Raw genomic sequence first — 26,022 nt, forward strand, 5'->3', positions numbered from 1 at the left:
TATTTCCGTGTTCGGGCGCTTGCTTCGCACACCGCGAAGGCGGTCGCTCAATACACGCTCGGTTGACCCGGCGGCCGGGTCTTGAAGCGCTTGTGGACCCAGTAGTACTGCTCGGGCATCAACGGAATCTGCTCTTCCAGGAAAGCATTCATGCGACGGGCGTCGGCGTCGTCGTCGCCGGTCGGATAGTTCTCCCACGGCTTGAACACCTTGAGACGGTAGCCTTTGTAATTCGGCAGCACCTCGCCGATGAACGGCACGACCTGCGCGTGGCCGACCTTGGCGAGACGTCCCACTGCGGTCAGCGTACAGGTCGGCACGCCGAAGAACGGCACGAAGGTAGAGTTGCGCGCGCCGTAGTCCATGTCGGCGCCGAGCATGACCGGCTTACCATCGCGCAGCCAGCGCAGCACGATGCGCGCACTGTCGGCACGACTAGCCATCTCCGCGCCGAAACGTCCGCGCGCCGCTTTGGCGACTTCTTCGAGTTCCGGATTCGACATTGGCTGATACAGCGAGCCGCATTGACGATCGAGCACGTAGTTGATGAAGATCGCACCGGCTTCAATGCCGACGAAATGAAGCCCGAGGAGCAGCGTGGGGGGCATATTCGGGTCGGTCAAATCGATTTCGCTCTCGACCTGGATCAGTTTTTCGAGCTTCTTCGCCGAGCCGAACCACTGCACGCTGCGCTCGAGGTAGCTGCGGATCGCGTGTCGGAAATGCTTCTGCGCGACGTCATCGCGACGCTCGTCGCTCCACTCGGGAAAGCATAGTTTCAGGTTGATATGGACAATGCGTTTGCGCCGGCTCGGGATCTGATAGAGCAGCCAGCCGAGTCCGTCGCCAATGCGAGCGATAAGACCATAAGGCAACAGTGCAAACAGTTTCAGCAGCGCGATCGCGAGTTTGGCGCCATAGCGGCTCAGCATGCCGCCCCCTGAAAAAAGGCGCGGCACAGGACGGGCTTCAGAAAAGCGGAAAAGTTGACGTAATACCGCACTCTTGGACACTCTGTGACAATCATAAGAAGTCGCTATAATAAGGGCTTCGCCGAGTTAATAGACAACTTGCGGGGCGAAGCCGGTGGCTGCAATCCATGTGATTTGCGCCGCCTGGTCAGGTAATCCGCTAAAGCGTCGCCGCTTCAAGGCTCCCGAAGCTGGCTACGTGAAACTCAACCGTAACCACACAACAGGAGTCTGCAACGTGGCAAACGACTATCTCTTCACTTCCGAATCCGTTTCCGAAGGCCATCCCGACAAAGTCGCGGATCAGATTTCGGACGCCATTCTCGACGCCATTCTCGCTCAGGACAAATACTCGCGTGTCGCTGCGGAAACGCTGTGCAATACGGGTCTCGTCGTGCTGGCGGGTGAAATCACCACGACCGCTAACGTCGATTACATCCAGGTGGCGCGCAACACGATCAAGCGCATCGGCTACGACAATACGGACTACGGCATCGACTACCGCGGCTGCGCGGTGCTCGTCGCGTACGACAAGCAATCGCCGGACATCGCGCAAGGCGTGGACCGCGCGCACGACAACAACCTCGATCAAGGCGCGGGCGACCAAGGCCTGATGTTCGGTTACGCGTGTGAAGAAACGCCGGAACTGATGCCGCTGCCGATCCACCTGTCGCATCGTCTGGTGGAGCGTCAGGCGAATCTGCGCCGTGACGGCCGTCTGCCGTGGCTGCGTCCGGACGCGAAGTCGCAAGTCACCGTGCGTTATGTCGACGGCAAGCCGCACGCGATCGACACCGTGGTGCTGTCCACGCAGCATTCGCCGGATATTGATCTGGGCACGTTGCGTGAAGCCGTGATCGAAGAAGTCATCAAGCCGACGCTGCCGGCCGAGCTCATCAAGGGCGACATCAAGTTCCTCGTGAACCCCACGGGTCGTTTCGTGATCGGCGGTCCGCAAGGCGATTGCGGTTTGACCGGCCGCAAGATCATCGTCGATACATACGGCGGTGCCGCACCGCACGGCGGCGGCGCGTTCTCGGGCAAGGATCCGTCCAAGGTCGACCGTTCGGCGGCTTATGCCGGCCGTTATGTCGCGAAGAACATCGTGGCCGCAGGCCTCGCTTCGCGCTGCCTGATTCAGGTGTCGTACGCGATCGGCGTCGCCCAGCCGACCTCGGTGATGGTGAACACATTCGGCACGGGCCGTGTGTCGGACGCGACCATCACACGCCTGGTGCAGGAGCATTTCGACCTGCGTCCGAAGGGCATCATCCAGATGCTCGACCTGTTGCGCCCGATCTACGAGAAGAGCGCGGCCTACGGTCACTTCGGCCGTGAAGAGCCGGAATTCACGTGGGAATCCACGGACAGGGCATTGGCGCTCGCCGAAGCCGCCGGTACGGAACCGGTTGCCGCGCTGGCCGAATAAGCGCGAGCCGTCCGTTTCAGAAAAAAAACCCCGCTGGCGTGAGCCAGGCGGGGTTTTTTCATTTTGCGTCGGTTGCTTTGCTGCGCAGTCGACTGGCAGCTTCAACGGCTGCGAAGTGTTCTCGCATCAGCGCAGCCGTTGCAGCCGCGCCGGTCCAGAAACGTGCTGCATTCCGTAATCGCCTTAACGGCTCGCAAACGCGAACGCGAACCAGCCCGTGCTGCCACTCGTCGACATGCGACGTGGACGACGGCTCGTGTTCTGCGGCACGGCGACGGGGGCACGCGGCGCGATGAGGCGCAGCGGCGTCGGTTTGCGCAGCAGCGTGCGCAGCGAAAAACGGCGCGAGCCGCCTTGTACACGCAAGGCGGAGAAGAACGTGTTGAACCAGGTGCGAATGCCGTCGACGGCTCTGGCATCGCGCCATTGTTCGCCGAGCGCGCGGGTGCGGGTGGCGTGATGGCGCAGCGCGCGCACGACATGGCGGCGCGCGGGACGCGCTGCTTTCAGTGCGGCGCGGGTAAGACGGGTGCTCAGGAGAGTATGCATGGCTTCACAAATAGGCAACGTGTCGCGCGACGGAATGTGCGCCAAGAAGAGCACCAAATGTGCCAATGGCGGTGTCGCGATGGACGGCGCGAAAGCCTGGAATTCGACGGAAAAGTGCACGGTGTACGGCGGAGTCGGCCTCGGCGGCCTGTACGCGGCGCGGAAGTGCGGGAATAACGATCAACATGCAGCGCAGGTTACACGCGATTCGTGACGTCATAAAGTCCGTTTTTACCCTGCGAATACGGGTTTTTACGGGTAGATCGCGATTTGCGGCGGCGGGATCGCGCCCTTTGCGGTCGATTTTCGTGCGTGTCTGCCCATTCGAAGTGCCGCAACATCTAGCCTGGCGCATGAAAGTAGTGCGTAAGGTGCGGTTCCTCGCGGGTGAAACGGCACACCTTGGGATCGCGCCCGCTTTACAATCTTGCATCGGCTTGTCGACAGTAACGGAACACCATGTCACTTCATTCCAAGAAAGAGCAGATTCAGACGTTGCGGGAGCAGGGTTTTGTCGTGGTGCCGGGATTGGTGTCGCCCGAGCGTTGCGATGAATTCAGGCAGATTGCGCAGCGTCAGTTGCAGGAAGCGGCCGCGCCGATCGAGTTCGAAGCGGATCTGCAGTATCCCGGCGCGCCGACCTCCAAACACGCGCCCGGCGGCCATACGGTGCGGCGGCTGCTGGATGCGTATGGCCGTCATCCGAGTTTCGCGCAATGGGCGACCGCGCCGGAAATTCGCGGCTGGATGGAGCTGTATTTCGGCGAGGAGCCGCGTCTGTCGCGCGCGCACCATAACTGCATGATGACCAAGCATCCGGCGTATGGCAGCTTGACCGGCTGGCATCGCGACGTAAGGTATTGGTCGTTCGAGCGGGACGATCTGGTATCGGTGTGGCTGGCGGTCGGCTCGGAAACGGTGGATAACGGCGCGCTGTGGCTAGTGCCGAAGTCGCACAACGCCACGTTCACTTCCGACCGGTTCGATCAGGCCAAATTTTTCCGCTCCGATCTGGAAGAGAATCAGGAGTGGATTCGCGCCGCGGTGTCGCCTGAACTCAAGCCCGGCGACGTGGTGTTTTTCCACTGCAATACGCTGCATTCAGCCGGCAAGAACATCAGCGATCAAGTGAAGTTTTCGCTGGTGTACACCTATCACGGCGCGAGCAACGTGCCGTTGCCGGGAACCCGTTCGGCTGCGAAGCCCGAGGTGGCGTTTTAGGCTTTCCCGATTTGTCATGGCGGCGCTTCGGGGCCAGATACGCGGACCCCGAAGCACCTCGCCGCGCATCGCGCACGCCGTTAGCGCCGCCGCCCCGACAAAGCCATTCCCGTCAGGCCGGCGATCGTAGCCACGACGCCGCCCACGATCAGCATGATCGCCTTGTTGGACGGCGAACCGGTAAAGACACGCGAGACGTCGCTGCTCACCGAATTGAACGCCTGCCCGCCGAAATACAGCAGCACGATACCGCCGACAATCAACGCGATGGAAATCGCTTTCGTCATCTATCTCTCCCCTGAGCTCGAGTCGGGCAAAGTGTAGGGGAGCCGCAGGCGATCGTCCATCCCGCATACTGGGTGTCTGCATGCATCACGTCGATTCGCTACCATAGCGGTCTGGCTGCATCCCCCACCTACAAAAATAAAGCAGCACGCCTCCCGCAGCATGCAATTGCCCATGCCCGCACATGTCGGGCGCCTTCACCATCAAGGACACTAGCAATGGCTTACGAAGCAGCTTCAGAACGCTATTCGGATATGCAGTACCGCGTCTGCGGTAAGTCGGGTCTCAAACTGCCGGCGCTGTCGCTCGGTCTGTGGCACAACTTCGGCGACACCACGCCGATTTCCACGCAGCGCGACATCCTGCGCACAGCCTTCGACCTCGGCATCACGCACTTCGACCTTGCCAACAACTACGGGCCGCCGTACGGCAGCGCCGAAACCAATTTCGGCCGACTCTTCAAGGACGACTTCAAGCCGTATCGCGACGAACTGCTGATTTCGTCGAAGGCCGGTTGGGACATGTGGCCCGGTCCGTACGGTCAAGGCGGCGGCTCGCGCAAATATGTACTCGCGAGTCTCGATCAGAGCCTGGCGCGCATGGGACTCGACTACGTCGATATTTTCTATTCGCATCGTTTCGATGCCGACACGCCGCTCGAAGAAACCGCGGGTGCGCTGGCGAGCGCGGTGCAGCAGGGCAAGGCGCTGTACATCGGGATCTCGTCGTACTCGGCAACCAAAACGCTCGAAATGGCGAAGCTGCTCGCCGAGTACAAGGTGCCGCTGCTGATCCATCAGCCCGCGTACAACATGCTCAATCGCTGGATCGAGCACGGATTGCTGGATACGCTGGAGAATGTCGGCGCGGGCGCCATCGCGTTCACGCCGCTGGCTCAGGGTCTGCTCACTGGCAAATACCTGAACGGCGTGCCGGATGACGCGCGCGTCAACAAGCCGGGCGGCGGTTCGTTAAAGCAGGAGCATTTGAGCGCGCAGAATATCGACCACGTGCGCAAGCTCAACGACATCGCGCAACGCCGCGGACAGAGCCTCGCTCAGATGGCGCTCGCGTGGGCGCTGCGCGATCCGCGCGTGACGTCCGTGCTGATTGGCGCGAGCCGTGCCGAGCAGGTGCGTGAGAACGTCGGTGCGCTGAAGAATCTCGCGTTCTCGAAGGACGAACTGGCCGAGATCGATCGCTACGCGACCGAAGGCGGCATCAACCTGTGGGAAAAGCCGTCGACGGATCAGGCGATCTGATCCTCGCGCCTCGGCCGTTCACACCGCAGCAAGAGAAAAGCCGCCGTCGGGGCGGCTTTTTTCCTAGACGAGTGCCGGCAGACCTTCGACGAGCACCACGGCGAACATCACGCCGATCAGCGCGCCAAGCACGCGCAACGCGTTGTGCCGGAATTCCGTCTTGCACGGAAGTGCACCGACAAACAAGGCCCCGGCCAACGCCATCGGAATGACCAGGATGAAATCGCCGATCGTGAAGTAGGTCGTCATTCTCGTCTCCTTATATATTCCGGCGAAGGCGGCGGCTCGATTTATGGAGTCATGCACCGCCCGCGCTCGATTTGAGTATAGGAGACAAGTCGGGTCGATATGGCGGCGCTTTGCGGCGCTGCAGCGCCTATTCGCAAGCCGCTGAACCCGGTGCCGTAAGGGCCGCCGCGATTGTCGCGACGCAGCAATCACGATAAAAAACGTTAAGCGTTCGCTTACGTTGTCCTTACTTTTAGGCGCTATTCAATGCGCGCTGGGTCGAAGCGCGAGCCTCAGATGCGAGCTTGCTCGCGCCCGCGCAAACCCCTCGCCGCGACCAGGCCGGTGACGAGCAACACGCCCACCAACCCCGCGACACCGTTCCACCCGAAACCGGCCCACACGTGACCGCCGTACGAGCCGACCAGGCTCGAGCCGATGTAATACGCAAGCAGATAGAGGGCGGCGGCCTGACCTTTGGCATCCTTGGCGAGGCGTCCGACCCAGCCGCTCGCCACGGAATGTCCGGCAAAGAAGCCGAACGTGACGCACGCAATGCCGGCCGCAATCGCCGCCAACGGATGCAACAGCGTGAGCGCGAGACCGAGCAGCATCAACAGCAAACTGGCGATGAGCACGCGGGCGCGGCCGAACGTATCGGCCATGCGTCCCGACCACGGTGATGCGACTACGCCGGTCAGATATACGACAAAGATCGCGCCGATTTCCGTCTGATTCAACTGATACGGCGGCGCGAGCAACCGGTAGCCAATGTAGTTGTACAGCGTGACGAAGCTGCCCATCAGCACGAAGCCAAGCAGAAACAGCAGAGGCAGTCCAGGTCGTGTGAATTGCCTGAGCAGGGCAGTGCGGTGATGCGTGAAGCCGAGGCCGCGCCGCGGCACGAAGTGACGCGACGGCGGCAGCAGCGCGCGGAACGCGAGCATCGACAGAATGCCGAGCACGCCGATCGTACCAATCGCGACGCGCCACGAGAACAGATCCGCGACCACGCCGGTGATCACGCGCCCGGCCATCCCGCCGATCGCCGTGCCGCCGACGTAAAGTCCCATCGCGAGGCCGAGCCCATCGGGATGCACTTCTTCCGCGAGATAGGCCATCGCGACGGCGGGCACGCCACCAAGCGCTAGACCTTCGAGCGTGCGCAGCACGAGCAGTTGATGCCACTGCGGCGCGATCGACACGCCGATGGTGAGTAGTGCGGAAACGGTGAGCGAAAGTGTCATCAGCTTGTGACGGCTCCAGCCTTCCGAAACGAAGCCGGCAACGAACACGGCAAGCGCGAGCGCGGCCGTGGTGAACGAGAGCGACAGGCTGCTCTGTGCCGGCGTCACGTTGAACGCCGTCGAAAACGACGGCAGCAAGGGCTGTACGCAATAGAGCAGCGAGAACGTCGCATAGCCGGCGAACAATAGCGCGATGCTGGCGCGCAAGTACGCGCGCGTGCCGCGTTCGAGGTAAGGAATGTTGGGCGCGACAGAGGCGCTGGAAGAAATGGGCGAGGAATCGACCGAAGAAGCAGGAGCAGCCGAAGCAGCAGTCTGGTGGGCGTCCGGCGGCGGGGTCACGAAAAATCTCCTCAGGGATGCGAAGGCTGAAAGAGTTAAGGATACGCTGAAAAAACCGCACGAATCGGCACTCAGATCAGCGGACCGTCGCTACGACGCGATCAGACGGCGCGCCCGACGGCCTTTCGCGCCATTGAAAAACGGCGGTTACCCATGCGTCGCGGCATCGCTCGCGGGTGTGGACGGATGCACGAGCTGTTCATCCGTGGGCAGCGCGGATGCGTCCCAGCCGCCGCCCAGCGCCTTGATCAACGCCACGCTCGCGGCCATCCGCCGACGCGCGATCGACACCGCGTCGCGCTCGTTGGTGAGCGCGGTGGTTTGCGCGACCACCACATCGAGATAAGTGATTGCGCCGTTCTTATAGCGATTCGATACGACCGCGAGCGCTCGTTGCGCAGCGGCCACCGCATCGTCTTGCGCAGTCGCTTCCTGTTCGAGCACGCGCAGCGCAGCGAGATTGTCCTCAACCTGGCCGAAAGCGCTCAGCACCGTCTGCCGGTATTGGGCCACGCTTTCGTCGTAATGCGCGCGGGCCTGCTCCTTCACGGACGCGCGTCCGCCGAAGTCGAGCAGCGTGCCCGCCAACGTCGGCCCCAACGACCATAGGCGGCTCGGCGCCAGCAACCATTGGCTATAGTTGGTGGCTTCGAGGCCGCCCGTCACCGACAGAATGAGGTTCGGAAAAAACGCCGCCGTCGCCACGCCGATCTGTGCGTTCATGTCGGCGACATGCCGTTCCGCCGCCGCGATGTCTGGCCGGCGTTCAAGCAACGCGGACGGCACGCCTGCCACTGCCACGACGGGCACCGCGGCGAGCGGCGCAACCGGCAGTGAATACGTGGAAGGCGACTGCCCGATCAGGATCGCGATCGCGTGTTCGAGTTGCGCGCGCTGTACGCCGAGATCGAGTGCTTGCGCCTGGGTGGTTTTCAGTTGCGTCTGCGCCTGCGCGACATCGGCATCCGTGGCGATGCCGCCGGTGTAGCGGTGCTGTGTCAGATCGAGGGCTTGCTTGTAGGCCCCGATCGTGTCGTCGAGCAGTTGACGCTCCTGATCGAGTCCGCGCAGCTCGAAATAGTCGGTGGCGAGTTCGGCCTGCATCGACAGGAGCATGGCTTGGGCATCGGCGGCGCTGGCCTGCGCTTCGGCTTTCGCGCCTTCGACGCTGCGCGACACGCGGCCCCACAGGTCGGGCTCCCACGACGCGTCGGCTTGCACGAGGTAGTCGTTCAGCGTGAGGCCGGCGGTCGATTTGTGCAGCACATTCTCCGAAGAACGCGCACGCGAATAGGCGCCATTCGCGCTGACGACCGGGAAGAAGCTCGACCGATATTGCGCCACCGTGGCGCGAGCGGCGCGAAAGCGCGCTTGCGCGGCCTGCACGTTCTGGTTCGCGCTCGCAACCTGTTGTTCGAGTGCGTCGAGCGAAGGGTCAGCATAGACGCTCCACCAAGTGCCGCGTGTGAGCGTGTCGGCGGGTTGGGCGGGTTTCCAGCCGGCGCCGTCGAGTTCTTTGTAGGTGGCGGCGGTGGTGGCGGTCGGCTTCACGTAGTCCGGGCCGAGCGTGCATGCGGTGAGTGCACATGCGCTCACTAATGCAAAAGCGGACGCGTGCAGCGAGACATATCGCAGCGGCGGCGCGAAAAAACGGCGACGCGATCCTTGCGTGTTCATGACGACGCACCCTTCGACGCACCTGCTTTCGCGGGCACGATCCGCACCGGCGCGCCATCGACGATCGAGTCCTGCGGATTCAGGATCACCTGCTCATCGCCCTGCAAGCCGGACACGATCGCAACGCGGGTGCCGAAGTCCGTTCCCAATGACACCGGCACCAGCTTCACCTTGCGTTGCGCGTCGACGGTCGCGACTTTCACGCCGTCCGGGCGGAACAGCAGCGCGTTGCCGGGCAGCGTAAATGGTGCCGCGCCGGTGCCCAACGCGAAGTGCACTTGCGCATAGGCGCCCGGCAGCAAGTCGCCATTTCGGTTGTCGACATCGACCTCCACCAGCATCGTGCGTTGTTGCGGATCGACGACGCCCGCGGTGCGCGCCACCGTGCCCGGATAATGTTTCGACGGCGTTTCGGTCAGCGTCAGAAACGCGGTCTGCTGAGCGCGAACCTGCTGCGCGTAAGCCTGCGGCACATTCACATAAACGCGCAACCGATCCGCCTGCGCGACGTGAAACAGCTCCTTCGCGGGTCCGCCCGAACTGCCCGCGTCGATCAGCGCGCCGACGTCCACATTGCGCGCCGTCACGATGCCGTCGAACGGTGCATACACTTTCTGGAACGACTGTGTCTTCTCGAGTCGCGCCACGTTGAACCGCGCGGCGTCGAGCGTGGCTTTCTTCGCGAGCATGTCGCCGACTTTCTCGTCGGTTTCCTGCTTCGAGACCGATTTGCTTTTCAGCATGTCGGTCCAACGGTCGGCGGTGCTTTTCGCCAGCGCATAGTTGGCGTTGGCGTTCGCGAGATCGGCGCGGGCCGCGCGCAATTGATCGTCCACCTCGGGTGTGTCGATTTCCGCTAGCAACTGGCCGTTCTTCACATGCGCGCCGATGTCGGCGTACCACTTCTTCAGATAGCCGCTGGTGCGCGCGTAAATCTGCGTATCGAGGAAAGCCTGCACGTTGCCGGGCAGCACGAGATCGAGTCCGGCCGTCGACTTCTGCGGCCGCACCACTTCGACGCTCGTCTGGCTCGTATGCTCGGCATCGCGTTCGAGCGCCGCGTGCGCGTCGTGACGCGACCAGATGCCTTGTGCCGCCAGCGCGACGACGGCCACGGCGACCGCGATGCCGATCCAGCGTGCGCGTTTCGCTTTGGCCGGATCGGGCGTGGTGCCGGAACGGTCTGGACGTGGTCCTTCCATCAAACTTCCCCTGTAGAGATGCGTGGGCAGTCCAGGCTGCCTCTTATGCTCCATGCCACTGCCGGCACGATGACGAAGATGCTCTGCATCACGGCTTCCCCACCACGTGCTCAGCCGCGCGCAAGCGACGTGCCGCCAGTCGGCGGTAGATCATCGAAAACACCACCGGCACGAAAATCAGCGTCGCCAGCGTGCCGATCGTCAGACCGCCGATCACCGCGCGCCCGAGCGGCGCATTCTGCTCGCCGCCTTCACCGAGACCGATCGCCATCGGCACCATGCCGATCACCATCGCGAGCGCCGTCATCAGCACCGGACGAAAACGCGTGAAGCCCGCTTCGATCGCCGCGCGCGTCGCGTCGCCGTGTTCGAGCAACTGCTCGCGCGCGAAGCTGATCACGAGAATCGAGTTGGCGGTGGCAATGCCGATACACATGATCGCGCCCGTGAGCGCGGGAATCGACAGCGTGGTGTGCGTGAGAAACAGCATCCACACGATGCCCGCGAGCGCGCCCGGCAACGCGGTGATGATGATGAAAGGATCGAGCCACGACTGGAAATTCACCACGATCAGCAGATACACCAGCAGAATCGCGAACACGAGTCCGGCGAACAGGCCGGAGAACGAATCGTTCATGGTCTGCACCTGGCCGCGCACTTCGATGGTGGAGGTCTTGGGCAGATCGGCCTTGGCGTCGTCGATGATCTTGCGGATGTCGTCAGATACGCCGCCCAGATCGCGGCCGTCGGCGGTGCCGAAAATATCGATGGTGGTCTGCGCGTTGTAGTGCGTGAGCGTCGCGTTACCCGCTTCGCGCTTCATGGTGGCGAGCGAGCCGAGAATGTTGCTGCGGCCATTCGCGTTCAGCGGAATGTTGGCGAGCGATTGCAGCGAATCGATCGTGTATTGCGGCGCTTCCGTGATCACGTTGTAGCTCACGCCGTTGCGCGGATTGAGCCAGAACGTCGGCGTGGTTTGCTGACTGCCCGACAGCGTGATCAGCAGATTGCTCGCGATGTCGCGTTGCGAAAAACCGGCTTGCTGCGCGCGCGTGCGGTCCACATCGATAAAGATGCGTGGCAAATCCGCGGGCTGTTGAATGCGGGCATCGACGAGACCAGGCACCGTGCGCAGCCGATTCAGCAACTTTGCGGCGAACACGCGATTGCCGGCCACGTCACGGCCAACGATCTGAATATCGATCGGCGACGGCATGCCGAAGTTGAGCGTCTGACTGACGATATCCGCGGGCAGGAAGGCGAACTGCACGCCGGGGAATTCGTCGGTCAGCGTGCGCCGCAGCGTGCGCACGTAATCCGCGCTCGGATGATGATCGGGATTGAGCGTGATCAGCACGTCCGCATCCGAGGTGCCGATCGTGCCGGTGTTGCTGTACGAGAGGTTAATGCCCGACACCGGCAAGCCGATGTTGTCGATGATCGAATGCAACTCACCCGGCGGTATCAACTGACGGATGCGCGTGTCCACACGATCCGTCACGACCGCCGTTTCCTCCACCCGCATGCCGGTCTTCGCGCGCAGGTGCAGCGCGATCGTGCCTGCATCGACGGCAGGGAAAAAGTCGCGGCCGAGAAACGGCATCAGCACCATCGACGCTCCGCAGCACACCAGAAACAGCGTCACGAACAGACCCGGCCGCGCGACGCGCGCTTCGAGAAACACGCGATAGCGGTCGCGCAAACGCGCGAAGCCGCCTTCAAATGCGTAGTGCACGCGCATGAACGGATTACGCGTTTGCGCCGGGGCGTGATGCGGATCTGCCGGCTTATGGTGATAACGCAGCAGATACTTCGCGAGCGTCGGCACGAGCGTGCGCGAAAAGAAGTAGGACGCCAGCATCGCGAACACTACCGCCTCGGCGAGCGGAATGAACAGATAGTGCGCGACGCCCGTCAGCAGAAACATCGGCACGAACACAATGCAGATGGACAGCGTGGACACCAGTGTCGGAATCGCAATCTGATGCGCGCCGTCGAGAATCGCCTGCTCCAGTGTCTTGCCCTGCTCGAGTTGATGGCTGATGTTTTCGATCGCCACGGTCGCGTCGTCCACCAGAATGCCGACCGCGAGCGCGAGCCCGCCGAGCGTCATGATGTTGATGGTTTCGCCAAGCATCGAGAGCGCGATGATCGACGTGATCATCGACAGCGGAATCGACACGGCGATGATCAGCGTGGCGCGCCAGTTGCCGAGGAACAGCAGAATCATCAGACCGGTCAGGCAGGCCGCGATCAGCGCCTCGCGCAGCACGCCTTGCACCGAAGCGCGCACGAACAGCGACTGATCGGCGACCGGGTCGATATTCAGCGAGGCGGGCACGAGATTGCGCAACGTCGGCATCATTTTCTTGATACGGTCGACGATTTCGAGCGTGGACGTGTTGCCGCTTTTGTTGATGGTCAGCAGCGACGCGCGCTGGCCGTTCACGCGCACGATATTGGTTTGCGGCTGGAAACCGTCGCGCACATGAGCGACGTCGCCAATATAAACGGTGCCGTTGGCGGTGGACTTGATCGGGATATTGTTCAGGCCCGCCAGCGAATCCGGGCTGCCGTTCATTTCCACCGAGTATTCGGTCGAGCCGATTTTCGCGGTGCCCGAGGGTAGGATCAGATTTTGGGCGGTCACCGCGTTGACCACGTCCATCGGTGAAAGATTGCGCTCCTGCAATTTGCGCGAATCGATATCGACCATGATCTGGCGCTGCTTGCCGCCGTACGGCAGCGGCGCGGACGCGCCCGGCACGGTGGCGAGTTGCGTTTTCAGGAAGTTGTTGCCGAAGTCGAACAGTTCCTGCTCGGTAAGCGATGCGGACGATAATGCGAGCCGCAGGATCGGCACGGTCGAGGCGTTGTAGCGCAGGATGAACGGCGGCGTGATGCCGGGCGGCAGCGAGCGCAACTGCGTTTGTGACAGCGAGGTGACCTCGGCCAGCGCCTCGTCGATATTCGCGTGCGGCTGGAAAAAGATCTTGATGACGGCGATGCCGTTCAGCGAGGTCGACTCGGTGTGTTCGATGTCGTTGACCGCCACCGACAGCCCGCGCTCGTAGTTGAGCACGATGCGCTTTTCCATCTCGTCCGCGGGCAGGCCGTTATACGACCAGATCACCGAGAGCACCGGAATGTCGATATTGGGGAAGATGTCGGTGGGCGTGCGCAGGATCGTCAAAGGTCCGACGATCAGCAATAGCAGGGCCAGGACGACGAACGTGTAGGGGCGCCGCAGCGCGAGACGAACGATCCACATGACTAGTCGGGCCGCTCAAACCCGCGCAAGGCCGCGCCATAGAGGCGGGGAACGTGAGCCGCGGGACGCGCGCCGCCGCAGCGCGCAAAGGCCGCAGGGGCGGTCCGCTCGAGCAAATGGTCTAGTTGGTGCACGTTTTTGATATCTCACCCCACCAGGGTTTATGATGGTCTCGTTGCGACGCGTTACGCTCCGAATCATCGGTCCAGCGCGCCGTAATGGGAATAGGGCGAAACAAGGGGTGAAGAGCCTTGAGTTCGCGCTTTCCTCGGCCCCGCAAAACGGGAACAATGACTCGAACCTCTCACGCGTATCACGCGCAGCAGATTGGGTGCGTACGCAACGTTATCGGCGGGGCGACGCTTTTATCATCACATTGACCGGCGCGAAATCATAAAGCCGGCTATGGGAGAAACGGGGAAACATCATGCAAATCGGTTCGATTGTTCGATCGGTGCATATCGCGGTGCCGCAAGGCGCGCGCGGGATCGTCATGCGCATTCTCGGCGACATGGCCATGGTGGCGTGGTATGCCGGCGAGCCCGGCGCTTCGCCGCACCTGAATACTGAACCCTTTTTCCTTGAAGACCTGATCGATACGGGCGAGCAAGTCCGCCCGTCGAGCGCGCAGATGCATTGAAGGCAGTTTGAGTGTGCGCCGTGTGCAAGTTGTAAGCCGCGGTTCATTCCGCTGTTCGTTCCGCTTGTGAGCCGTCGCCCTCGTCTTTGACGGCGGCGCGGCGCACAATGCGGGCATGAACGACGACATCCTCGATCCACAGGACAGCGCGAACAGCGCTGTGCCTTTCGCCCGGCTCAGGCCGGAAATCGTGCTCGACGCGCTCGACAGCGCGCTCAGTACAGTCGGCGTGCGCACCGACGGCCGTATGCTCCCGCTCAACAGCTACGAGAATCGCGTCTACCAGGTGGGCGTGGAAGACGGCCCGCCCGTGGTCGCGAAGTTCTACCGTCCCGAGCGCTGGAGCGACGCCGCTATCCTCGAAGAACATGCTTTCGTTGCCGACCTCGCCGCGCGTGAGATTCCGGCTGTGCCCGCGCTTGCTCTCGATGGCCGCACGCTGCATACGTTCGACGGCTTCCGCTTTTCCATCTTCGAGCGTCGCGGCGGCCGCGCGCCGGATCTCGACCGGCGTGACACGCTCGAATGGCTCGGGCGTTTCATCGGCCGAATCCATGCGGTCGGCCAGACGCAGAACTACGCCGAACGTCCCACGCTCGACATCCACACTTTCGGCTATGAACCGCGCGACTTTCTGCTCGCGCACCGTTTCGTGCCGGACGACGTGCGCACCGCGTGGGAAACCGTGGTGAACCTCGCGCTCGAAGGCGTGGAGCGCGCGTTCGAACGGGCCGGCGACATCCGCATGCTGCGCATGCATGGCGACTGTCATCCGAGCAACGTGTTATGGACTGACGCAGGGCCGCACTTCGTCGATTTCGACGACAGCCGAATGGGACCGGCGGTGCAGGATTTGTGGCTGTTGCTGCCGGGCGAGCGCGTTGAAGCGTCGCGCGCGCTGGCGGATCTGCTCGCCGGTTACGAAGACTTCTGCGACTTCGAGCCGCGCGAACTCTATCTGGTCGAGGCGCTGCGCACGCTGCGGCTGATTCATTATCAGGCGTGGCTCGCGCGTCGCTGGGACGATCCGGCCTTCCCCGCGGCGTTTCCGTGGTTCAACACGCAGCGTTACTGGGAAGAGCGCATCCTGGAGTTGCGCGAGCAGCTTGGGGCGATGCAGGAAGGGCCGCTCTGGCCCGTTTGAGCGCGTGCGCTCTGAAGCAGGCGCTCAAGGCGCCTGCGCGGCAACGCTCGACGAATCGACCAGTGTCGATCTGACGATCACCTCCGCTCGCACGTCGCGCCCGATTGCTTCGATTGCGGGACGCATCTGCGTGAAGTCGTCGGGCGTGCAGACGTCGCTATCGAAGTGCGTCGTGCCGTCGCGCGTCATCGTGACGACGTTGCTGAGCGGATCGAACGTGTACTGCGACTCGAAATCGACGAAGCGATCCTGGGTTCGTTTCGCCTCCGGCATGTCGAGCACGCGAAAATTGGCGGGCAACTCGATGCGCGCGCGTTCGTGCAACGCCAGGTTGTGACAGACGAACGGCTGCGTGCGCCGGCGCTCGCCGAGCCAGTAACGCGTATCCGCCGCGAGGCCGCCGGCCAGGCTCGTCAACGCTGGAATCGACGCCGCCGCGCCCGGCACCACGAGACTTTCCAGCGGGCCTTTCATCGTAATGACGAGCGGGCCGTCGGCGACGCCGAGGTCATTGGTGGCGAGCGTCGCGGTGCCACGCAGGTTGGCGCTGCGCAATTCGGCCTGAATCGACTCCTCGCGTTGCGCGGGTGTCTGCGTGCGTAACATCGAGCGCGCCTGTTCAGCCGAAGCGCCGGCCGCTTCCAGCCGGTACGTAAAGCTCGCGGAGCCATCCGGTTCGACTTTGATCGACAGATCGGTGCTGCGCGTCATCAACATGGTGGCGGGCGTGCGCGACAGCACGCCCTCGCCGACCAGCACGGTCGGCCGGTTCATATCGGACGACGGCAGAAAACCGAACTCGACATTCGAGGCGGTCGAGTCAACGTATTGCTGCAAATCCGGCAGCCACGTAATGACGTGATTGATGACGCCGTAGCCCGGCACGCTCGGCAGCGTGTAGATCGTGCCGCTGCTGATCAAGGCCGGCTCGTTGCGCACGCCGGCCGCGTCGAGCAACGCGCCGTACAGCGCCACGTGATCCTTGCAATCGCCGTAGCGATTCGCCAGCACCGCGCTCGCGTTGTGCGGCACGACGGCGCCGCGCCCGACGTTGATCGCCACGTAGCGCACGTTGCGGCGTACCCAGTCGTATAGCGTTTTGGCCTTGTCGCGCGGCGTGCGGTCGTGCGCGGTGAGCTGTTGCGCGAGACGCGTGACGGCCGCGTCGGGCGCGCTCGGGTCCGCTGCCGATTCGCGGTAGGTTGCGGCGAACGCGGCGTAGTCAGGGAAGGTCGACACCATCAGCCGGTCGCCATACGAAACGTACGCAATGGAGCCGCGTTCCAGCCGGCTGAAGTGCGCCTTGTCGTAGCGATATTCGTAGCGCGTGCGGCCGTCGCGCGTCACGGGTTGCACGGCGGTGAAACCACGCGCGTCGGCATAAAGCGGCTTGTCGGCGGGCAGATCGTAGATCAGACGGAAGTTGTGCGTCGGCGCGAGGTCGGGCGGTGTGAAGTCGCTGAATTCGCCCGGCACGATCGGCTGCTTCTGCGTCTTGCGATAGCTGAGATGCACGCGCGCGCCCGGCTCGACGGCGGGGAACACGATCACCTTTTCCTGGATGTCCTGGAACATCGGCGCGTCGAACGAACGGGCTTCCTGAACGTTGCGAATCTGCTCGGGCTGCACGTCGTGACGCACGCCGTCGGCGGTGATCGTGTAGGCCTCGAGGATCTGCACATCCGCCATGTTGCGATTGAACCAGACATATTGCTGCGCGACCCTCGCGACGCCGGCTTCGTTATTCACGTGAAGCGTCATCGAATCGAGCTTGGTGAACGAGCCGTCGGCGTTGACGGTGAAGGTTTGCGTCTCGCCTTCGTTGGTGTACGGATCGTCCAGTTTGTCGGGAACGCTCGCGCCTGCGCCGTGGATGCCGGCAAGCCAGCCGAGAGATGCAAGACAGACCAGAAAAGGGAGGCGCATGGCAGGCTGGTATCCGAACGTAGCGTTGACGGGATCGCCCGTTAGAGTCGGTTTGCGCCACGTAGATGTCAAGCGGATGCCGCGCGTTGCGATCGAACAAATCTTCAAACGCTACAAGCCGCCCCGCCGGACGCCGCGATTTCGCGCGCTGCCTTGGCACCTTCGACCTGAAGCAAGGTCGGTAGCGAAACGCCGTTCTTGGCCGCCGTCACTTCGGCGAGAATCGACACCGCGATTTCGGGCGGCGTGCGGCTGCCGATATAAATCCCAACCGGTCCGTGCAAGCGGGCCAACTCCGTATCGTTCAGATCGAACTCCTTGAGACGTTCGCGCCGTGCCTGATTATTCCTTCGCGAGCCCAATGCGCCGACATAAAACGCCGGCGTCTTCAACGCTTCCATCAGCGCGAGATCGTCGAGCTTCGGGTCGTGCGTGAGCGCGATCACCGCGCAGCGTTCGTCGAGTTTCATCTCGATCACCGTGTCGTCGGGCATGGTGCGCACGATCTTCGTGCCGGGAATGTCCCACTCCTCGGTGTATTCCTCACGCGGATCGCAGACGGTGACCTGATAATCGAGCCCCACCGCGATGTGGCACAGATAGCGCGACAACTGTCCCGCGCCGATTACCAGCATGCGATAGCGCGGGCCGTGAATCGTCAGCAGACGCTCGCCGTCGAAATGCACGCCGTCGGTTGCCTGCGCGTCTTCGAGTTGCGTGGCGCCCGTCGTCATATTCACTTCGCGGGCCACGAGGCGTCCGTTCTCCACCGCGTGGCACAGTTCGGCAATGCCGCTTTCCGGTGTCAGCGGTTCGAGCACCAGCTGGATCGTGCCGCCGCACGGCAGGCCGAAGCGATGCGCTTCTTCCGCCGTGATGCCGTACTTGACCGCTTCCGGCCGTGTCTGCTCGATACCGCGCTGCCGCACGCGGTCGATCAGATCGTCTTCGATGCAACCGCCCGAAACCGAGCCCACCACGAGTCCGTCATCGCGCACCGCGAGCATCGCGCCCTCGGGACGCGGCGACGAGCCCCACGTCTTCACCACCGTCACCAGTAGCGCGCGATGTCCTTCTTCGAGCCAGCGAGCGCTGGACTTCAGGACTTCGAGATCCACGCTGTCCATGATTTCTTCCTTTTCGTTGCGTCGCCGCCGGACTCGCCGTCCGCGGCCTCATTCGATGCTGTATTGTGCGGCACCGTTTCATCTGCTGCATTTTCCCCGGCGTCCGGGGCTGCGGCGCCCTCATCGCCGCCGCCTACCTGGGCGCCGAAGCGTTTGAAGAACTCGCCTGCAATTTTACGCGCTGCGCCGTCGACGAGCCGCGAGCCGATCTGCGCGAGCTTGCCGCCGACCTGCGCACTCGCCGTGTAACTGAGCTTGGTGGCGGCATCGCCGTCGGGCTCGAGCGAGACATGCGCATTGCCCTTGGCAAAGCCCGCGGCGCCGCCCTGGCCTTCGAACACGATGCTGTACGAGTTCGGCGCCTCGATGTCGGTGAGTTGCATGCGCCCCTTGAAGCGCGCTTTGACCGGCCCGACCGCGGCGCTCAGCGCCACCACATAGGCATTTTCACCGTCCGGTTCGATGCTTTCGCAGCCGGGAATGCAGGCGCGCAGAACCTCGGTGTCGTTCAGCGCGTCCCATGTGCGCTGCTGCGAAACGGGCAGCGTATGGGTTTCGATCAGTTCCATGATGTCGCTCCTGCGGTGCCTGTGACGCCGGCACTGCGACGCGGCGCGCGCGTGAGTTGCGCGAGGTCGCGGCCGAACGCCGTCAGGCTGTCTAGATTATGAACCGGACGATGCGCGTCGACATACGGCAGGATCGCCTGCACGCCGCGCGCTTTCGGAGAAAAGCCGCTAAAACGCAGCAGCGGATTGAGCCATATGATGCGGTGTGCGAAGCGGTGCAGGCGGGCCATCTCGGTGTCGAGCACGTCGATCGCTTCGTGATCGAGGCCGTCGGTGACGAGCAGCACCGTAGCCCGGCCGGTCAGCACACGCCGGGCCCAGCGGCGGTTGAACTCGGCAAGCGCCGCGCCGATCCGCGTGCCGCCCGACCAGTCGACCACCTGCTCGGTGAGCGTCGCGATCGCCACGTCGGGATCGCGCTCGCGCAGCGCGCGCGTCGCGTTGGTGAGCCGCGTGCCGAACAGAAACACTTGCAAGCGTTCGCGCGATTGCAGCAACGCGTGGCAGAAATACAGCACCGCGCGCGAATAGCTGCTCATCGAACCGGAGATGTCGAGCAGCAACACGAGCGGCGGTTTGCGTTCGACCACCGCGCGATATTTCCACACCGTCCAGTCGCCCCCCGCGCGGACCGCGTGCCGGGCACTCGCGCGCAAGTCCGCATGTGTACCATGCGACGCCGCTTTCAGACGACGCGTCGGCTCGGCCGCGAGCGGCAGACGCTGGCCGCGAATCAGATGACGCAAAGTGCGCCATTCATCAGCGGAAAGCGTGTCGAAATCGCGATGACGCAGCCGCTCTTCCGCGCTGAAGGTGATGTGCGCATGCAGTTCGTGTCGCTCGGTTTCCTGCTGCGCTTTGCTATGCGGCGACTGCGGCGCGCGGACGGCCAGTGCGTCGGCGAGACGGTTGCTGCGTTTGGGCGGCGGGAGGCCGTCGCGGACTTTTGGCAGAAGCAGCGCGCGCAGCTTGCCTTCCCAATCGGGATCGCGCCAGAACAGATCGAACGCGGCGTTGAACAGATCGCGTTCGTCGGGCGCGGAGACTAGCGACGCGGCGAGGGCGGCGCGCACGTCGTCACGGCGGCCGAGGTCGATCCAGTGCAGCGCGGCGAGCGCATCGACGGCTTGCGCGGGCGACATCGGCAAACCGGCGCCGCGCAGCACCCGCACAAAGTGGACGACGTTGCGGGCGAGCGTGGGCGTGTCGTCGAGTGAGTTCGTCATGCCGGCTATCCAGGCGCCGCAAGGCACTGCGCGATTTGCGCGGCATCGACGCGTGCCAGATCGTCCTGATACTTGAGCAGAACGCCGAGCGTGTTGTGTACGGATTGCGGATCGAGCTCGGTCACCGACAACGCCTCCAACGCGCGGCACCAATCGATCGTCTCAGCGATGCCCGGCGCTTTGAACAGATCCATGCCGCGCAGCCGATGCACGAAATCGACCGCACGCCGCTGCAATTCCGCCGACGTTTGCGGCGCGCGAGCGGCGACGATCTCCAACTCGCGATCCCGATCCGGATAGCCGATCCATTGATACAGGCAGCGGCGCTTCAACGCGTCATGCACTTCGCGCGTCCGGTTCGAGGTCATCACGACGAGCGGGGGTTGCTCCGCGCGGACCGTGCCGTATTCGGGAATCGATACCTGGAAGTCCGAAAGCAGTTCCAGTAGAAAGGCTTCGAACGGCTCGTCGGCGCGGTCGATCTCGTCGATCAGCAACACGCGCCGCGCGCCGGGATGATTTTCATCGGGCATCAGCGCTTGCAGCAACGGCCGCTTCAGCAGAAATTCGCCGCGATACAAGGTGTCGTTGTCGGGCCGTTCGCCAGCGGCTTCGGCAAGACGCAGCGCCATGATTTGCCGCGGATAGTCCCACTCGTAGAGCGCGCTTGCCGTATCGAGACCTTCATAACATTGCAGACGCAACATCGAGGTGCCGAGCATGCCCGCCGCGGCCTTTGCAAGCTCCGTCTTACCGACGCCCGGCTCGCCTTCGACGAACAATGGCCGCTCCATGCGCAGCGCGAGATACAGCGCGGTCGCCAGTTCGCGGCTGGCGAAATAACTTTGGGCGGCGAGTTGAGCGAGGGTATCGTCGATTGAAGCGGGCTGCATGGTGTTCCTGGATCTGCGCAATGAAGCGATGCCAACGAAGCCAGGCCGCGAACAGCGAGGAAACGCTAAGCGTTCGCCTTCGTCACCGCGCGCGCGGCCAGCACCGGAATCAGATGCGCGCGATAGTCGGCGCTCGCGTGCATGTCGGTGTTCAGGTCGGCCGCCGACACCGTCACTCCGCGTGCTGCTTCGGGCGTGAAGTTCGCCGACAGCGCGCTTTCCAGCTCCGGCACACGAAACACCGACGCCGCCGCGCCCGTCACCGCGACGCGCACACCACTGGCAAACTTCGCGACGAACACGCCGACCAGCGCAAAGTGCGAAGCGGGGTTCCGGAATTTTTCGTATGCCGCGCGCTCGGGCACGGGAAACTCCACGGCGACGATTAGCTCGTCGGGCGCCAACGCCGTTTCATACATGCCGACGAAGAAGTCGCTCGACGCGATGCGCCGCCGATCCGTGACGATGGTCGCATCCAACCCCACCGCCGCGGCCGGATAACACGCGGCCGGGTCGTTGTTGGCGAGCGAGCCGCCTATCGTGCCGAGCGCGCGCACCTGTCGATCGCCGATGTGCGCGGCGAGATCCGCGAGCCCTGGAGAAACGCGCCGCAGTTCCGCGTGATCCGCCACATCGGCGTGACAGACGGCGGCGCCGATGGTCACCGTTTTCGCATCGACGGTGATCGCCTTGAGCGCGGGAATGCGCGTCACGTCGATCAGTTGCGACGGCTGCGCCAGACGCAGCCGCATGGTGGGCAAAAGGCTCTGGCCGCCGGCCAGAAACTTGGCATCGCTGTCGGCGGTGAGAATGGCGGCGGCCGCTTTGGGATCCGTCGCGCGTTGATACTCGAATGAATACATGTCGAATGCTCCGCTCAGGATCTCAATGAGGTTGTTTGGCCGCGTGAATCGCGGACCATACGCGATGGGGCGTCGCCGGCATTTGCAGGTCGGTCACGCCGAGCGGCGTGAGCGCGTCGAGGATCGCGTTGATCACCGCCGGCGGCGAGCCGATCGCGCCCGCTTCGCCGCAGCCTTTCACGCCGAGCGGATTGTGCGTGCACGGTGTGCCCTTCGCGGTTTCGACCGTGAAGTCCGGCAGATCGGACGCATGCGGCATCGCATAGTCCATGTACGAGCCCGACAGTAACTGGCCGCTCTCGTTGTCGTACACGCAGCGCTCCAGCATCGCCTGGCCGATGCCCTGAGCTAGCCCGCCGTGCACCTGGCCCTCGACGATCATCGGATTGATCACGTTGCCGAAATCATCGACCGCGGTGAACTTCTGGATCCGGCACACGCCCGTTTCCGGATCGACTTCGATCTCGCAGATGTACGCGCCGGATGGATAGGTGAAGTTGGTCGGATCGTAGAACGCGCTTTCTTCGAGGCCCGGTTCGAGCACGTCGAGCGGATAGTTGTGCGGCACGTAGGCGGCGAGCGAGATGTCCGCAAATGCCTTGGTGCGGTCCGTGCCCGCGACGCGGAACACGCCGTCCTTGAACTCGATGTCTTCTGCCGCGGCTTCGAGCAGATGCGCGGCGATCTTCTTCGCCTTGGTTTCGATCTTGTCGAGCGCCTTCATGATCGCCGAGCCGCCGACCGCGATCGAGCGCGAGCCGTACGTGCCCATGCCGAAGGGAATGCGGCCGGTGTCGCCGTGGACGACCTCGACGCTTTCCAGCGCAATACCGAGCCGGTCGGCGACCACTTGCGCGAAGGTTGTCTCGTGTCCCTGGCCGTGACTATGCGAGCCCGTGAACACGGTGACTGACCCGGTGGGATGCACGCGAATCTGACCGACTTCGAACAGGCCAGCCCGCGCGCCCAATGCGCCCGCTATATTCGACGGCGCGAGACCGCATGCCTCGATGTAGCAGGAGTAGCCGAGGCCGCGCAGTTTGCCGTTCTTTTCGGATTCCTGTTTGCGCGCCGCGAAGCCTTTGACGTCCGCGAGTTCGAGCGAACGGGCGAGGATGGTTTCGTAGTCGCCGGTGTCGTAAGTGAGGCCGACCGGCGTCGCGTACGGAAACTCGCGGATGAAGTTGCGGCGGCGAATCTCGGCCGGGTCTAGCTTCATCTCGCGCGCGGCGGTTTCCACCAGCCGCTCCACCACGTACGTCGCTTCGGGGCGGCCCGCGCCGCGATAGGCATCGACGGGAACGGTGTTGGTGAAGACCGCTTTCACTTCCGCGTAGATCGCGGGCGTGGCGTACTGGCCGGCGAGCAGCGTGGCGTACAGAATGGTCGGCACGGCCGACGCGAACGTGGACAGATACGCGCCCATGTTGGCGGTCGTGTGGATGCGCATGCCGAGGAACTTGCCGTCGGCGTCCATGGCCAGTTCGGCCTTGGTCACGTGATCGCGGCCGTGCGCGTCGGAGACGAACGCTTCCGAGCGCTCGGCCGTCCACTTGACCGGACGGCGGATTTTCTTCGACGCCCACGTCAGCGCCACATCTTCGGCGTACAGGAAGATCTTCGATCCGAAGCCGCCGCCGACGTCCGGTGCGATCACGCGCAGTTTCGATTCCGGCAGCGACAGCACGAACGCCGCCATCAACAGCCGCTCCACGTGCGGATTCTGGTTTGCGACATAGAGCGTGTAGCTGTCGTCCTGCGCCGAATAGCTCGCGTTGACCGCGCGCGGTTCGATCGCGTTCGGGATCAGGCGGTTATTGACGATGTCGAGCGTGGTGACGTGCGCGGCTTTGGCGAAGGCGGCGTCGGTAGCGGCTTTGTCGCCGTGGCCCCAGTTGTAGCAGACGTTGTCCGGCACTTCGTCGTGCACGGCGGGCTGACCGGCGTCGGCCGCGTGCGCGGTGTCCACCACGGCCGGCAGCACGTCGTAGTCGACTTCGATCAATTCGGCGGCGTCTTTGGCGGCCTTGATCGAATCGGCGATGACGAGCGCGACCTGATCGCCGACGTGCCGTACTTTCGTGTGGGCGATGATCGGATGCGGCGGCTCGTTCATCGGCTTGCCGTCGGTGCTATGGATCAGCCAGCCGCAAGGCAGGCCGCCGACGTTGTCCGCCGCCATGTCCTCGCCGGTGAAGATCGCGACCACGCCGGGCGATTGTCTGGCCGCGGCGGTGTCGATGCTGTTGATCTTCGCGTGCGCGTGAGGCGAGCGCAGGAATACGGCATAGGTTTGCTGGGGCAGGACGATGTCGTCGGTGTATTGGCCGTTGCCGGTGAGGAAACGATAGTCTTCCTTACGTTCGACGGAAGCGCCAATCAGGTGAGTGTCGGGTGCGTTCATCGTCGGCTCCTCAGGCGGTGGCCGGTGCGGTGGCTTGCGCATCGGCCTGTGAGCTGACATTCGCGGCCGCATTGGCCGAGCCGGCGGAGTTCATGCCTTCGGCGCCTTCGAGCACTGCTTTGACGATGTTGTGATAACCCGTACAGCGGCACAGATTGCCGTCGAGCTGGGCGCGCACGTCGTCGCCGGTGAGATTCGGTTGACGCTGGACGAGCGAGACCGCGCTCATCACCATGCCGGGCGTGCAGAAGCCGCACTGCAGTCCGTGGCAGTGTTTGAAGGCCGCCTGCATGGGGTGCAGGGCGCCGTCTTTGGCGAGCCCCTCGATGGTGGTGATTTCCGCGCCTTCCGCTTGCACGGCGAGGATGTTGCAGGATTTGATCGCGCGTCCGTTGAGGTGGACTGTGCATGCGCCGCATTGGGCTGTGTCGCAGCCGACGTGCGTGCCTGTCAGGCGCAGTTGGTCGCGAAGGAACTGGACTAGCAGGGTGCCAGGATCGATTGACGCGCTGATGGGCGCGCCGTTCACCGTCAGACTGATGCTGATCGCCATGAAGTTGTCTCCTTATGGGGTGAGACCGGACCTTTTGCTTTTTCTTTTGTTGCCTGTTTCGCGGGGTCCGATTGGGGTGCTTCGGGTTTTTATAAGGCTGCAGAAAAGTAAAGCACAAATTGGGCTGGGGCGCTATGAGGGGTTTTTTGCGCGGGGGGTTTTGGGGGTGTGGTTTAGGACTTGCCTATTTCGGAAGTTTTTCCGAGACAACCCACACAACCGGATCAGACATCGAGCACTCCACCGAGCCGGCCTGGCTAGATGTGATGACTTCGATCGACCGTCCGCCGCGCTCGTGAAACGTAATGTCATAGACATCACGCCAAAGACCTTTGCCGATCTTCTCCGAGGCAACGCGAACCGCACGGGTTTTCGATTCGTCCAGCCTGGTCGGATCGGTAATCCCCGCGTTTTTCAGATACACGATGGCGATATTGGTGGGCCAGCTCTTGCATCCGAGGGGCGAGCCCGCGAAGCAGAGGGCGGGGGCCGCCAATGCGAGCGCGGCAACGAACGGAAGTAATTTCATTGCGTTACGATCAGCGTGTGATCGCCGCTCGCCCATATGTGTTGACGGTTGTTCATGCCGGTAATGATGCAGCCATTTGAAGCCTGTCCCGGATGGACGCTGCTATCGCCGTGAATCAGAAAACCCGAGCGGCCGAACGTGACCGTACCCGTTTGTGGGGACAGCCGCAGTGTGTAAGGTCCGGCATGCGGGTGCGTGAACGGCTGGCCTATTGTCCATGCGCCGCGAGGAATCGGACCGATACTTTCCTGCATTTGCGCAGAGGATTATTTTTGCCCGGCCCGATCCCCGAGTATGCCGCGGGCGTTAACGAGTTTCCATCATGAGATATAACACCAGTCGCCTGGCTGTACTTCCACGCCATTTGCTAACCTCATTTTCAGGTGAAAGTCGCGATACTACTGGCTCTGGCTTCTCAAAAATGGAATCAATCTGCAATTTTGGCGACCGGCAACGCGCGCGCG

At 63.2% G+C, this 26,022-nt stretch carries 24 protein-coding genes; 6 read left to right on the top strand and 18 right to left on the bottom strand.

What is annotated here, in order from left to right:
- Positions 1-47: 47 nt before the first annotated feature.
- Positions 48-932, bottom strand: a complete 885-nt coding sequence (locus B0G80_RS16610; RefSeq protein ID WP_116118678.1) for a lipid A biosynthesis lauroyl acyltransferase — start codon at positions 930-932, stop codon at positions 48-50.
- Between the two features lie 277 nt (positions 933-1,209).
- Between B0G80_RS16610 and metK the strand changes: the two genes are divergently transcribed.
- Positions 1,210-2,400: a methionine adenosyltransferase gene (gene metK, locus B0G80_RS16615; protein WP_116118679.1), complete on the top strand. Its 1,191-nt coding sequence runs from the start codon at positions 1,210-1,212 to the stop codon at positions 2,398-2,400.
- A 183-nt stretch (positions 2,401-2,583) separates the two neighbouring features.
- Here metK and B0G80_RS16620 read toward each other — a convergent pair whose 3' ends face one another.
- Complete coding sequence (locus B0G80_RS16620) at positions 2,584-2,949, bottom strand: hypothetical protein (protein WP_116118680.1); 366 nt, start codon at positions 2,947-2,949, stop codon at positions 2,584-2,586.
- Between B0G80_RS16620 and B0G80_RS16625 the strand changes: the two genes are divergently transcribed.
- Both B0G80_RS16625 and B0G80_RS16630 read left to right on the top strand, forming a co-directional pair.
- A complete protein-coding gene (locus B0G80_RS16625; protein ID WP_116118681.1) occupies positions 2,948-3,163 on the top strand; it encodes a hypothetical protein in 216 nt (71 codons plus the stop codon). The genes B0G80_RS16620 and B0G80_RS16625 overlap by 2 nt on opposite strands.
- Positions 3,164-3,408: 245 nt before the next feature.
- Positions 3,409-4,170, top strand: a complete 762-nt coding sequence (locus B0G80_RS16630; RefSeq protein ID WP_116118682.1) for a phytanoyl-CoA dioxygenase family protein — start codon at positions 3,409-3,411, stop codon at positions 4,168-4,170.
- An 80-nt stretch (positions 4,171-4,250) separates the two neighbouring features.
- On the opposite strand, the gene B0G80_RS16635 is transcribed toward B0G80_RS16630, so the two are convergent.
- Positions 4,251-4,457, bottom strand: coding sequence for a DUF3185 family protein (locus B0G80_RS16635; RefSeq protein ID WP_116118683.1), 207 nt, complete (start codon positions 4,455-4,457; stop codon positions 4,251-4,253).
- Between the two features lie 216 nt (positions 4,458-4,673).
- On the opposite strand from B0G80_RS16635, the gene mgrA reads away from it, so the two are divergent.
- Positions 4,674-5,717, top strand: a complete 1,044-nt coding sequence (gene mgrA / locus B0G80_RS16640) for an L-glyceraldehyde 3-phosphate reductase (protein WP_106283922.1) — start codon at positions 4,674-4,676, stop codon at positions 5,715-5,717.
- A 63-nt stretch (positions 5,718-5,780) separates the two neighbouring features.
- Here mgrA and B0G80_RS16645 read toward each other — a convergent pair whose 3' ends face one another.
- The 5 genes from B0G80_RS16645 to B0G80_RS16665 all read right to left on the bottom strand — a co-directional run bounded on the left by B0G80_RS16645 (position 5,781) and on the right by B0G80_RS16665 (position 13,684).
- Complete coding sequence (locus tag B0G80_RS16645; protein WP_012431424.1) at positions 5,781-5,966, bottom strand: hypothetical protein; 186 nt, start codon at positions 5,964-5,966, stop codon at positions 5,781-5,783.
- A gap of 272 nt (positions 5,967-6,238) precedes the next feature.
- Entirely contained in the window at positions 6,239-7,462 is a 1,224-nt protein-coding gene (locus tag B0G80_RS16650) for an MFS transporter (protein ID WP_408968026.1), read from the bottom strand.
- A gap of 219 nt (positions 7,463-7,681) precedes the next feature.
- Entirely contained in the window at positions 7,682-9,211 is a 1,530-nt protein-coding gene (locus B0G80_RS16655; RefSeq protein WP_116118685.1) for an efflux transporter outer membrane subunit, read from the bottom strand.
- Positions 9,208-10,413, bottom strand: coding sequence for an efflux RND transporter periplasmic adaptor subunit (locus tag B0G80_RS16660; RefSeq protein WP_116118686.1), 1,206 nt, complete (start codon positions 10,411-10,413; stop codon positions 9,208-9,210). The genes B0G80_RS16655 and B0G80_RS16660 overlap by 4 nt, the downstream gene beginning before the upstream one ends.
- Before the next feature lie 88 nt (positions 10,414-10,501).
- Positions 10,502-13,684: an efflux RND transporter permease subunit gene (locus B0G80_RS16665; RefSeq protein WP_116118687.1), complete on the bottom strand. Its 3,183-nt coding sequence runs from the start codon at positions 13,682-13,684 to the stop codon at positions 10,502-10,504.
- A gap of 427 nt (positions 13,685-14,111) precedes the next feature.
- Between B0G80_RS16665 and B0G80_RS16670 the strand changes: the two genes are divergently transcribed.
- Both B0G80_RS16670 and B0G80_RS16675 read left to right on the top strand, forming a co-directional pair.
- A complete protein-coding gene (locus B0G80_RS16670) occupies positions 14,112-14,324 on the top strand; it encodes a hypothetical protein (RefSeq protein WP_042327325.1) in 213 nt (70 codons plus the stop codon).
- A 115-nt stretch (positions 14,325-14,439) separates the two neighbouring features.
- Entirely contained in the window at positions 14,440-15,468 is a 1,029-nt protein-coding gene (locus B0G80_RS16675; protein ID WP_116118688.1) for a serine/threonine protein kinase, read from the top strand.
- Between the two features lie 24 nt (positions 15,469-15,492).
- Here the strand turns inward: B0G80_RS16675 and B0G80_RS16680 are convergent, their stop codons facing one another.
- The 10 genes from B0G80_RS16680 to B0G80_RS16725 form a co-directional block, all read right to left on the bottom strand.
- The gene (locus tag B0G80_RS16680) at positions 15,493-17,394 is read right to left on the bottom strand and encodes a DUF3857 and transglutaminase domain-containing protein (protein WP_116119699.1); all 1,902 of its coding nucleotides are present in this window, start codon (positions 17,392-17,394) and stop codon (positions 15,493-15,495) included.
- Positions 17,395-17,498: 104 nt separating this feature from the next.
- Complete coding sequence (locus B0G80_RS16685; RefSeq protein ID WP_116118689.1) at positions 17,499-18,521, bottom strand: XdhC family protein; 1,023 nt, start codon at positions 18,519-18,521, stop codon at positions 17,499-17,501.
- Positions 18,494-19,090: a CoxG family protein gene (locus tag B0G80_RS16690; RefSeq protein ID WP_116118690.1), complete on the bottom strand. Its 597-nt coding sequence runs from the start codon at positions 19,088-19,090 to the stop codon at positions 18,494-18,496. Before B0G80_RS16690 ends, B0G80_RS16685 begins: the two co-directional genes overlap by 28 nt.
- A complete protein-coding gene (locus B0G80_RS16695; RefSeq protein ID WP_116118691.1) occupies positions 19,081-20,316 on the bottom strand; it encodes a VWA domain-containing protein in 1,236 nt (411 codons plus the stop codon). The genes B0G80_RS16690 and B0G80_RS16695 overlap by 10 nt, the downstream gene beginning before the upstream one ends.
- A gap of 5 nt (positions 20,317-20,321) precedes the next feature.
- Entirely contained in the window at positions 20,322-21,209 is an 888-nt protein-coding gene (locus B0G80_RS16700) for a MoxR family ATPase (protein ID WP_116118692.1), read from the bottom strand.
- A 65-nt stretch (positions 21,210-21,274) separates the two neighbouring features.
- On the bottom strand, positions 21,275-22,072 hold the full coding sequence (locus B0G80_RS16705; RefSeq protein ID WP_116118693.1) for a xanthine dehydrogenase family protein subunit M: 798 nt from the start codon (positions 22,070-22,072) through the stop codon (positions 21,275-21,277).
- Between the two features lie 22 nt (positions 22,073-22,094).
- Entirely contained in the window at positions 22,095-24,476 is a 2,382-nt protein-coding gene (locus tag B0G80_RS16710) for a xanthine dehydrogenase family protein molybdopterin-binding subunit (RefSeq protein ID WP_116118694.1), read from the bottom strand.
- Between the two features lie 10 nt (positions 24,477-24,486).
- Entirely contained in the window at positions 24,487-25,029 is a 543-nt protein-coding gene (locus B0G80_RS16715; protein WP_116118695.1) for a (2Fe-2S)-binding protein, read from the bottom strand.
- Between the two features lie 184 nt (positions 25,030-25,213).
- Positions 25,214-25,558 (bottom strand): hypothetical protein, encoded by a 345-nt coding sequence (locus B0G80_RS16720; protein ID WP_116118696.1) that lies wholly within the window; start codon positions 25,556-25,558, stop codon positions 25,214-25,216.
- The gene (locus B0G80_RS16725; RefSeq protein ID WP_241974486.1) at positions 25,555-25,812 is read right to left on the bottom strand and encodes a DUF2778 domain-containing protein; all 258 of its coding nucleotides are present in this window, start codon (positions 25,810-25,812) and stop codon (positions 25,555-25,557) included. The genes B0G80_RS16720 and B0G80_RS16725 overlap by 4 nt, the downstream gene beginning before the upstream one ends.
- Positions 25,813-26,022 lie beyond the last annotated feature (210 nt).

The organism is Paraburkholderia sp. BL6669N2 (genome assembly GCF_003387275.1).
Taxonomy (GTDB): domain Bacteria; phylum Pseudomonadota; class Gammaproteobacteria; order Burkholderiales; family Burkholderiaceae; genus Paraburkholderia.

Bases quoted from the DNA above. Each gene is read 5' to 3' on its own strand.
- B0G80_RS16620 (WP_116118680.1), bottom strand. From the start codon at position 2,949: ATGCATACTCTCCTGAGCACCCGTCTTACCCGCGCCGCACTGAAAGCA.
- B0G80_RS16720 (WP_116118696.1), bottom strand. From the start codon at position 25,558: ATGAAATTACTTCCGTTCGTTGCCGCGCTCGCATTGGCGGCCCCCGCC.
- B0G80_RS16685 (WP_116118689.1), bottom strand. From the start codon at position 18,521: ATGGACAGCGTGGATCTCGAAGTCCTGAAGTCCAGCGCTCGCTGGCTC.
- B0G80_RS16630 (WP_116118682.1), top strand. From the start codon at position 3,409: ATGTCACTTCATTCCAAGAAAGAGCAGATTCAGACGTTGCGGGAGCAG.
- B0G80_RS16725 (WP_241974486.1), bottom strand. From the start codon at position 25,812: ATGCAGGAAAGTATCGGTCCGATTCCTCGCGGCGCATGGACAATAGGC.
- B0G80_RS16645 (WP_012431424.1), bottom strand. From the start codon at position 5,966: ATGACGACCTACTTCACGATCGGCGATTTCATCCTGGTCATTCCGATG.
- B0G80_RS16665 (WP_116118687.1), bottom strand. From the start codon at position 13,684: ATGTGGATCGTTCGTCTCGCGCTGCGGCGCCCCTACACGTTCGTCGTC.
- B0G80_RS16695 (WP_116118691.1), bottom strand. From the start codon at position 20,316: ATGACGAACTCACTCGACGACACGCCCACGCTCGCCCGCAACGTCGTC.
- B0G80_RS16675 (WP_116118688.1), top strand. From the start codon at position 14,440: ATGAACGACGACATCCTCGATCCACAGGACAGCGCGAACAGCGCTGTG.
- B0G80_RS16670 (WP_042327325.1), top strand. From the start codon at position 14,112: ATGCAAATCGGTTCGATTGTTCGATCGGTGCATATCGCGGTGCCGCAA.
- B0G80_RS16635 (WP_116118683.1), bottom strand. From the start codon at position 4,457: ATGACGAAAGCGATTTCCATCGCGTTGATTGTCGGCGGTATCGTGCTG.
- B0G80_RS16610 (WP_116118678.1), bottom strand. From the start codon at position 932: ATGCTGAGCCGCTATGGCGCCAAACTCGCGATCGCGCTGCTGAAACTG.
- B0G80_RS16690 (WP_116118690.1), bottom strand. From the start codon at position 19,090: ATGGAACTGATCGAAACCCATACGCTGCCCGTTTCGCAGCAGCGCACA.
- B0G80_RS16625 (WP_116118681.1), top strand. From the start codon at position 2,948: ATGGCTTCACAAATAGGCAACGTGTCGCGCGACGGAATGTGCGCCAAG.
- B0G80_RS16660 (WP_116118686.1), bottom strand. From the start codon at position 10,413: ATGGAAGGACCACGTCCAGACCGTTCCGGCACCACGCCCGATCCGGCC.
- B0G80_RS16680 (WP_116119699.1), bottom strand. From the start codon at position 17,394: ATGCGCCTCCCTTTTCTGGTCTGTCTTGCATCTCTCGGCTGGCTTGCC.
- B0G80_RS16715 (WP_116118695.1), bottom strand. From the start codon at position 25,029: ATGGCGATCAGCATCAGTCTGACGGTGAACGGCGCGCCCATCAGCGCG.
- mgrA (WP_106283922.1), top strand. From the start codon at position 4,674: ATGGCTTACGAAGCAGCTTCAGAACGCTATTCGGATATGCAGTACCGC.
- B0G80_RS16700 (WP_116118692.1), bottom strand. From the start codon at position 21,209: ATGCAGCCCGCTTCAATCGACGATACCCTCGCTCAACTCGCCGCCCAA.
- B0G80_RS16710 (WP_116118694.1), bottom strand. From the start codon at position 24,476: ATGAACGCACCCGACACTCACCTGATTGGCGCTTCCGTCGAACGTAAG.
- B0G80_RS16655 (WP_116118685.1), bottom strand. From the start codon at position 9,211: ATGAACACGCAAGGATCGCGTCGCCGTTTTTTCGCGCCGCCGCTGCGA.
- B0G80_RS16705 (WP_116118693.1), bottom strand. From the start codon at position 22,072: ATGTATTCATTCGAGTATCAACGCGCGACGGATCCCAAAGCGGCCGCC.